The organism is Bacteroides sp. AF29-11 (assembly GCF_003602895.1).
Taxonomy (GTDB): domain Bacteria; phylum Bacteroidota; class Bacteroidia; order Bacteroidales; family Bacteroidaceae; genus Bacteroides; species Bacteroides uniformis.
Genome location: NZ_QTLY01000002.1, coordinates 1 through 405, shown reverse-complemented (window position 1 = coordinate 405; position 405 = coordinate 1). Strand labels below are relative to the sequence as shown.

Annotated in this window: 2 rRNA genes; both read right to left on the bottom strand. The window is 45.9% G+C overall.

What is annotated here, in order from left to right:
* Positions 1–87: 87 nt before the first annotated feature.
* Positions 88–198, bottom strand: a 5S ribosomal RNA gene (gene rrf, locus DWZ03_RS02675).
* 71 nt (positions 199–269) lie between these two features.
* Positions 270–405, bottom strand: a 23S ribosomal RNA gene (locus DWZ03_RS02670); the annotation flags it as partial.

The following is a 405-nucleotide window of genomic DNA, read 5'->3' as shown; positions in this document are numbered from 1 at the left end:
TTCGGCGCAAATATAAGAAAAGTTTATGAGACCGCCAAAAACGAACAAAGCCTCCGTATCCTTATCAGACACGGAGGCTTCTTCTGAAAACGGCGACTACCTACTCTCCCACTGTTACGCAGTACCATCGGCGTGACCGGGCTTAACTTCTCTGTTCGGAATGGGAAGAGGTGGAACCCCGGTGCTGTAGTCACCTGAATAAGGCAGACATGATGAGAAAAAAGTAAAGTGTCCATATATTGCTGAACGTATATACCTCCATACACGGAAGGCAAAAAGTGAACGGGCAATTAGTAATGCTCGGCTATGACATCGCTGCCTTTACACCTGCATCCTATCAACGTTGTAGTCTACAACGACCCTAAGAAATCTAATCTTGTGGCTGGCTTCGTACTTAGATGCTTT